Raw genomic sequence first — 6,562 nt, forward strand, 5'->3', positions numbered from 1 at the left:
CAGTGTTTTTTCTATTGGAGAGAGATCTATGGATCCTAAAAGCGAAGTTTTATTAAGACAATATGATTATTTGTCTGGTCGCGTATTGCTGGTAAATACACCGACCGATGAGCTTCTTGCTGAATGTGGTGAATCTATCCGGCCCTTTGTTTGGACATGGAATTATAATGATTTTCAATATTTCCAGTCACAGCAGGCCCAGGTTCATTTCGGTGTAGAATTTCCTGATCAAGAATTTGATCAGGCAGTTATTTTCGTACCTAAATCAAAAGAATTATTGAATTATCTGATTCACAATATTGCAGCCCGATTAAAACAAGGCAGCAGTGTCTTTCTGGTCGGTGAAAAGAAAGGTGGCGTAGAGCGTGCGGCAAAGCAGCTACAGGCTTATGGTAAACTCATCAAGCTCGACAGTGCACGACATTGCCAATTGTGGCAATTGACTCTAGACTGCACGGTCGAAGCAAAAGCGTTGGCAGATTGGGCACAGACCTATACAGTGGCGACACCAAAAGGTGATTTGCAGATTTGTGCACTTCCAGGTGTATTCAGTCAGGATCACCTGGATGTAGGAACAGCGGTGTTCTTACCCTATTTATCTCAAGTGACCTCAGGCAAGATTGCCGACTTTGGCTGTGGTGCAGGCGTGATCAGTGCTTATTTAGCCAAACTGAATCCTGAGAACCGTATTTTTGCTCTGGACGTGGATGCCTTTGCCTTGGCTTCTACCCAAATGACATTTGAGAAAAATCAGCTCAGTCCTCAGCAGCTGGAAATTAAAGCTGTATCAGGTATTGAAGATGCACCGCTCTTTTTACATGCCATTGTCAGTAATCCCCCTTTCCATCAGGGAATCCAGACCAACTATGCGGCCAGTGAAACTTTATGCAAGACTTCGCGTCGTCATCTTAAGTCTGGCGGTGAATTATGGATTGTGGCAAACCGCTTCTTAAATTATCCAATTTTAATTGAACAAAGTTTTGGTCAATGTACAGTCAAAACTGATCAACAAGGTTTTAAAGTGCTCTTCGCCAGCACTCAAAAAAATGCTAAGGAATCATGATGAGCGAAACTCAGAACAGCGTGCAGCTGCAGCGTAAGCTTGGTGCTCGTCATCTCAATATGATCGCGATTGGCGGGTCTATCGGTACAGGTTTATTCCTGGCCTCAGGTGCGACTATTGCCAGCGCAGGCCCGGGTGGCGCACTTCTCGCCTATGCCCTGATTGGCGTAATGATTTATTTCTTGATGACCAGCCTTGGAGAGCTTGCGACTCATAATCCGACCTCGGGCGCATTCTTTACCTACGGCACCAAATATGTCGAAGGTGGCTTTGGTTTCGCTTTAGGCTGGAACTACTGGTACAACTGGGCGATTACCGTTGCCTTTGAACTGGTTGCCGTACAGTTTATTATGAAATTCTGGTTCCCTGATATTCCGGGCTTTTACTGGAGTGCGATCTTCCTCGCTGTGATCTTTGGGATTAACGCCCTCACAGTAAAAGGTTTTGGTGAATCAGAATTCTTCTTCTCATTGGTGAAAGTACTGGCGATTATTGCCTTTATCATCATCGGGATCTGGATGATTGCCAAGATCATGCTCACACCGGGTGCTTCAGCATTTGCAAACTGGAGCGTGGGTGAAGCGCCTTTTGTTGGTGGTTTCCAGGCCCTTATTGGGGTTGCCATGATTGCCGGATTCTCGTTCCAGGGAACCGAGATGGTTGGTGTAGCCGCTGGTGAATCTAAAGATCCGCAAAAAACCATTCCAGTCGCAATCAAGCAGATCTTCTGGCGAATCCTGCTGTTCTATATCGTGTGTATTTTCATTATCGGTACATTGGTTGCCTATAATGATCCGCGTCTATTACAGGCAGCTGCAACAGAAGATGTGGCCCTTTCTCCATTCACTTTATTGTATGAAAAAGCAGGCTTTGCCTTTGCAGCGAGCATGATGAATGCCGTAATTTTGACTGCGATTCTGTCTGCAGGTAACTCAGGCATGTATTCTTCGACCCGTATGCTGTTTGATATGGCACGTAAAGGCAGTGCGCCTAAGCTGTTTGCCCATCTGGATCCACGCGGTGTACCGATGAATGCTCTGTATGCGACCACGGCGATTGCAGCACTATGCTTCCTGACCACATTCTTTGGCGAGCAGGAGGTCTTTAACTGGTTGCTGAATATGTCAGGTATGTGTGGCTTCATTGTCTGGCTCGGGATTGCAATCTCACATTACCGCTTCCGTAAAGGTTATCTGGCTCAAGGCTATCAACTTGAAGGTCTGGCCTATAGAGCTAAATTTTTCCCGTTCGCACCTTGGTTTGCCTTCGTTCTTTGCTCAATTGTCGTTTTAGGTCAGAATTATCAAGCTGTCCTAGATGGTGAGTGGTTGGCTGTTCTTTCTACTTATATCGGTATTTTATTATTCCTGGTGATTTGGCTGGGTTATAAGTGGAAATATAAAACCAAACTGGTTTCTTATCAAGAGATGGATGTTCGACCGATGAATATTGAAAAAGACTAATATCTCACCTTTATTAAAAAAGCAGCTCAAGTAGCTGCTTTTTTATATTCTGAAATCAGCTATGACGCATGACAAAATTACGGTCATCAATCACTATGACTTGCTGACAAATACCTTCTACTCGACGCTGCTGTTCGAAGACTTCTTTAGGCATTGCATCAAAACTATCAAAGAAACTGATTTCTTTTTCATTGATTTCATAAATTAATGAATGGTTCCCCACCCCTTCAAGCGTATCGTAGAACACGATTACAAAAAGGCCTTTATCCACTGATTTTTGAATATCTGTATAAGAAAGTGGATATTCATGAACAGGCACTTTGAGTTCTTGTGCTTTTTGATAAAACTGGATTTCAAGTAGCTGTTTATCAGGATCTGTTTCTGTAAAAAACTCAACATCGAGTCCCAATGTCTTAAGGGCAACAGCGAGCGCAATACTTGAAGCTCCCATCTCATCATTATGCTGTGTCAATTGCACCAGATCAGGAATATGCAGATCTATTCCATAATGATGAAAAATCATCCAGATCGCATAAATACCACTATTAGCTTCCAGACTTTGTAAGTCTTCAGGGAGTTCTATGCTCATGCTTTAACTCAAAATCAATTTCGAGCAGCAAGTGTATGCAAAAAACAGCCATAAAAAAAGCGACTCAAAGAGTCGCTTTTTTTAATCAGTGTTCAATAACGAATTATTGAGCAACTGGTTGTTCAGCTAGAACAGTACGGCTACCAGTGATTGTCGCGAATACACGACGGTTCATAGCACGACCTTCTTTAGTATTGTTGTCAGCAATCGGTTGATCCCAAGCGAAACCTTGAGTAGACAAACGAGATGCATCTACGTTGTATTCGTTAACAAGTGCAGATTTAACAGAGTTAGCACGAGCTAGAGATAAACGTTCGTTCAATGCACGTGGACCAGTGCTGTCTGTGTGACCTTCAATACGAGCAGTTGCGTTTGGATATTCAACTAGCTTCTCAGCAACTTTCGCAATTTCTGGTTTGTATTGGTCTTTGATATTTGATTTATTCGTATCAAAGAACACGCGAAGTTCCATGTTCAGGTCTTCAGTCAACTCTTGTGGAGCTGGAGCAACTGGAGCAACTGGCTCAACTGGAGCAACTTCTACAACGTCAGCAGCTGGTTTTAAACGGCCACCTAGAACTACGTTAAGACCAGCAAGTGCTGTATAGTTCCAGAATTTTTCATCGAAGTGGTAAGTACCACGAGCTTCAGTACGTAGCGCTAAAGCATCGTTGATGTGCCAGAATGCACCGATACCAGCATTACCTAGTGTACCTTCTTCTTCAAAACCACGACCAGTACGACCTAAAGCAGCTTCTGAAGCACCGTCAAACTCATATTTGTAGTGACCAGCACCTAACAATGCATATGGTTTGATTTTGCTGTCATAGTTGCCAGTGAACACATCAGAAGTTGCATAGAAATTACCTGCAATGTTCTGACCTTTGTATTCAGCACCTGGTAGATCTCGCATATCGCCTTTAACCTGGCTATATTCAGCTTCAAAACCTAACCATGGAGTTAGTTCAACACCAATTGCAGCACCAACAAATAGATCATCTTCCATTTCACCAGAAGTTGTTAGTTCGCCATCATCACCGCCATTGTTGTGTTGGGTGTCTTGCCAAGTATAACCTAACATTAATGGAGTAACAGTTACGCCTGCGTTTGCAGCAGCAAAAGGAGCAGCTACAAGCATTGCTAAAGCAATACGACTCATTTTCATGGATTTATCCTCCAGAGATAACAATTGTTGTTCAAGCTCAAGCCTTCTAATAGGCAATTCTGAGATAGGCTTTTTTACCCCAGTGTTATTTTTAAGCTATTCACTGCGCATCATACAAACACTTTATTATTTTTCCAAGTGCTTGATTAATCTAATCAAGTAAATTATTGACAAAATTACTTACAATTTCCGTTGTAATTCAGTAATTTTTTACTCAATTTTTTGTTGTGAATCGCCTATTGTCATTGCCAATTTATTTTTAAGCGCCTTTTTGAATTTTGAGTAAGGCGTTTCTTACTCGCTCAATTAAGCATAAAAAACGCACAATTAATAGCATGTTTCAAATAAAAATAATATATAAATCAGGTAACTCTATGTATAAAAAGATAACAAGAGCGTTCACTATTGTTGAGTTAATTATCTGTATTGCCCTTATCGCAATTGTGGTCACAATTGCCTTGCCTTACTTTCATGATTATTTATCCAAGCAGGAAGCTAAAAATATTCCGATGAAAATTACAGCAACCAATCGTTATGCACGCAGCCAGGCAGCTGTGTTTCACCAGAATATTGTGATTTGTCCCAGTCAAGATTCATTAACCTGTCAAGCAAACCAATGGAATAAAAATTTGCTGGTATTTATTGATAAAAACCGTAATCGTCAAGTCGACAATGACGAACAAATTTTACACATTGAACAACTTAATCTTAAATACGGTAACCTGAGTTGGCGAGGTGCCTTAAGTATACCGAACGTAACTTATCAAGCCCAGACGGCTTTACCTATTGGATCAAATGGCAGCTTTTATTATTGTTCTACTCACCTTGCATCCCAACAACGTATTGTCTTGAATAAAATGGGACATATCCGAATCGAACATCTGGCCTCCTGTTAATAAAACCCTAGAGTCTATGATTTATCCAGATTAGGACTTTAATCCTGCACTTTTTTCAATATACTGCTTAGGTTCGAGAAAAAATGATCAAAACTTATAGGGAGATATAACAATGACTGACATCGTAATTGTCAATGGCGCACGTACAGCGATGGGCGGCTTTCAAGGTAGCTTGGCTAGCGTTACTGCACCTGAACTTGGTGCTGTCACCATCAAAGAAGCGATTGCTCGTTCAGGCTTGCAGCCAACCGATATTGAAGAAGTCATTATGGGTTGTGTACTCCCGGCAGGTTTAAAACAAGGCCCTGCCCGTCAAGCGATGCGTAAAGCAGGTCTGTCTGATTCTACCGGTGCTGTCACCATCAACAAATTATGTGGTTCAGGCATGAAAGCAGTGATGCAAGCGGCAGATATGATTAAGGCAGGTTCTGCAACTTATGTAGTTGCAGGTGGGATGGAATCTATGACCAATGCCCCATATGTATTGCCAAAAGCGCGTGGCGGTTTCCGTATGGGTCATGGTGAAATCAAGGATCATATGTTCCTGGATGGCCTGGAAGATGCTGAAACTGGTCGCCTGATGGGTTCATTTGCTCAAGATATGGCAAATAGCAAAGGTTATACACGTGAACAGATGGATGAATTTGCAATCCGTTCACTGAAACGCGCTCAAACTGCAGTCAATGAAGGCTACTTTGCTGATGAAATCGTGCCAGTCACTGTTTCCACCCGTAAAGGTGATGTGGTCGTTGATAAGGACGAACAACCTTTTAATGCCAATATTGACAAGATTCCAACTTTACGTCCTGCTTTTGCAAAAGACGGGACAATTACGGCAGCGAATGCCAGCTCAATTTCAGACGGTGCCTCCGCCCTTGTTCTGACTTCAAGCGACAATGCAGCAGCTAAAGGTTTAGCACCTTTGGCTAAAATCATTGCTTATGCTTCAAACTCCCAGCATCCATCTGAATTCACGATTGCTCCTGTTGGCGCTATTCAGAAAGTTCTGGATAAAACTGGTTGGAAAGCTGAGGAAGTTGACCTTTGGGAAATCAACGAAGCCTTTGCCATGGTCACCATGTGCCCAATGGATGAGTTCAAGCTTGATCCTGAAAAAGTCAACATTAACGGTGGTGCATGTGCACTCGGTCACCCGGTTGGTTCTACAGGTTCACGTATTATCCTGACCTTGATCCATGCATTGAAACGTACAGGCGGTAAACGTGGTATCGCTGCGCTATGTATTGGCGGTGGTGAAGCAACTGCGGTCGCAATCGAACTGATCTAATTCTTTTATAATCAAGTAGTAGAGAGGGCTTTTATAGCCCTCTTTTTTATTTTATAAATATTTCATTTTTTTATTATCTCGCAGATTCAAATACCAAG

6 protein-coding genes are annotated in these 6,562 nt (G+C 42.4%); 4 read left to right on the top strand and 2 right to left on the bottom strand.

Features of this window, described 5'->3' with window-relative positions; translation table 11 throughout:
* Positions 1-28 precede the first annotated feature (28 nt).
* Together B3143_RS03545 and B3143_RS03550 are read left to right on the top strand one after the other, a co-directional pair.
* On the top strand, positions 29-1,063 hold the full coding sequence (locus B3143_RS03545; protein WP_004785179.1) for a methyltransferase: 1,035 nt from the start codon (positions 29-31) through the stop codon (positions 1,061-1,063).
* The gene (locus B3143_RS03550) at positions 1,063-2,526 is read left to right on the top strand and encodes an amino acid permease (protein ID WP_005237140.1); all 1,464 of its coding nucleotides are present in this window, start codon (positions 1,063-1,065) and stop codon (positions 2,524-2,526) included. Before B3143_RS03545 ends, B3143_RS03550 begins: the two co-directional genes overlap by 1 nt.
* A gap of 55 nt (positions 2,527-2,581) precedes the next feature.
* On the opposite strand, the gene B3143_RS03555 is transcribed toward B3143_RS03550, so the two are convergent.
* The gene (locus B3143_RS03555; protein ID WP_004785182.1) at positions 2,582-3,115 is read right to left on the bottom strand and encodes a cysteine peptidase family C39 domain-containing protein; all 534 of its coding nucleotides are present in this window, start codon (positions 3,113-3,115) and stop codon (positions 2,582-2,584) included.
* Between the two features lie 103 nt (positions 3,116-3,218).
* Positions 3,219-4,280, bottom strand: coding sequence for an outer membrane protein Omp38 (omp38, locus tag B3143_RS03560; protein WP_005237141.1), 1,062 nt, complete (start codon positions 4,278-4,280; stop codon positions 3,219-3,221).
* 374 nt (positions 4,281-4,654) lie between these two features.
* Between omp38 and B3143_RS03565 the strand changes: the two genes are divergently transcribed.
* Both B3143_RS03565 and B3143_RS03570 read left to right on the top strand, forming a co-directional pair.
* Complete coding sequence (locus tag B3143_RS03565) at positions 4,655-5,176, top strand: GspH/FimT family protein (RefSeq protein WP_004785187.1); 522 nt, start codon at positions 4,655-4,657, stop codon at positions 5,174-5,176.
* A 112-nt stretch (positions 5,177-5,288) separates the two neighbouring features.
* The gene (locus tag B3143_RS03570) at positions 5,289-6,464 is read left to right on the top strand and encodes a thiolase family protein (RefSeq protein WP_004785189.1); all 1,176 of its coding nucleotides are present in this window, start codon (positions 5,289-5,291) and stop codon (positions 6,462-6,464) included.
* The last annotated feature ends 98 nt before the right edge of the window (positions 6,465-6,562 follow it).

The organism is Acinetobacter sp. UBA1496, from assembly GCF_002324975.1.
Taxonomy (GTDB): Bacteria; Pseudomonadota; Gammaproteobacteria; order Pseudomonadales; family Moraxellaceae; genus Acinetobacter; species Acinetobacter variabilis.